Here is a 1446-nt window from a genome sequence, read left to right as displayed (position 1 = left end):
AGAATTAATATTTGATACTTTCGTATCCAGCTTCGAAAGTGCCAAAATTTATTCAACCGTTAAAGAAGCTGTGCAGAGCTTCCTTGACAAAGATCAGGTAGCTTAGTCAAACTTGTAAAGTGGTATAAAAATATAATGATATGTAAATAAAATGCAATGTTTTTACAGAATAAGTATGATATACTTTATTATGGGAAAAAATATAGATCTAAGGGGTGTGGAAAATGAGAAGGAAAACGGCTATTACTTTAGGTTTTATAATATTAGCATCAATTGTATTTATTTATATTTTTGCAAAGTCTACAAGCCAGAAATTAATTAAATTGGATTTCATCAAAGAAAATTTATCTGAAACTCCCCTACCTAATTTAATTTATCAAAATACTAAGGATATCATACGGGAAAATTCACTGGATGGAATCACTCAAATTTTTTACTCAATAGTGGCAGACAGTGATGAGCAAATTTATTCTTATCTTATAATAAATGGCAGATATTATGATTTGGGGAAAGTCTCATATGATGCAATACATTTAGAAGATTATTTTTTATATCCTACGCATATTACAAGTGAAAATACAGTTTATAAGTGGATGACGCTGCTAGGGGCTAATTATTCAAGGTCTAATTATATAATGATTAAGAATGGAATACCTTACTTGATTATGTCTATTGATGGCAATACTTTTGAACAGGATATTGATAATGATGGAGAAATAGAAACCGTTTCCACCTATGGTACTGCTGCTGAAACTATCATATATGAGTGGGACATTGCTAATAAAGGTATATCATTTGCAAATTTGAATAAAGCATTAAATAGTCTATCTGTTGTGTTTTTAAGTGGAAAAAACCAGTTTGAAGCATATATTCAAAATGTCAAAGGCAAATATACAAGCATACTATACAAATATGAAAAAGGGATGTTATATCCAGAAAAGTAAAAACTTTTATATATTTGCAAAATGAATATTTATTTTAATGGATGTAAGCTTCTGCAAATATACTATACATAAAATTTAGGCAGTATCTGTCGATTAGGATCAAATATCTGTCAAGTATAATAAGTGTGATTAGAGCTAAGAAAAAAGCTGAGTTGTTAATACTCAGCTTTTAGAATATATATTTTTCAACTAATTCTTATAATTCTTAGCCCATGAGTTCAATTTTCACTGAACCATTACCAGCAGGTTTGCCAAGTTCAATCCATGCCCTATAGCTTAATTCTATACCTTTTCCAGCAGGTGCTTTATCTGTAATCCTCACAACTATGTTTTTGGAAGTATTAGATAGATTCGTTAATCAACTTTCGCACAAAGTTGATGTGCGATGAATATTGAAAAATCAATAGTTTTGGGCAATAAAAAAGTCCAAGAAGCCCCCTCTCTGTGATATAATAGAAGTGACAAAACCCCATTAAAATCAACGGTTGGGAGGTTCTTGAAC

1 protein-coding gene is annotated in these 1446 nt (G+C 30.3%); it reads left to right on the top strand.

Going from position 1 to position 1446, the window contains the following annotated elements:
• The first annotated feature begins 224 nt into the window (after positions 1-224).
• Entirely contained in the window at positions 225-944 is a 720-nt protein-coding gene (locus tag AN619_RS15325) for a hypothetical protein (protein ID WP_068558124.1), read from the top strand.
• Positions 945-1446: the final 502 nt, after the last annotated feature.

Source organism: Thermotalea metallivorans, assembly GCF_001562415.1.
Lineage (GTDB): Bacteria > Bacillota > Clostridia > Peptostreptococcales > Thermotaleaceae > Thermotalea > Thermotalea metallivorans.
Note: the sequence above shows the minus strand (reverse complement) of the source record. Positions and strands in the feature narration are given on the sequence as shown.

Bases quoted from the DNA above. Each gene is read 5' to 3' on its own strand.
- AN619_RS15325 (WP_068558124.1), top strand. From the start codon at position 225: ATGAGAAGGAAAACGGCTATTACTTTAGGTTTTATAATATTAGCATCA.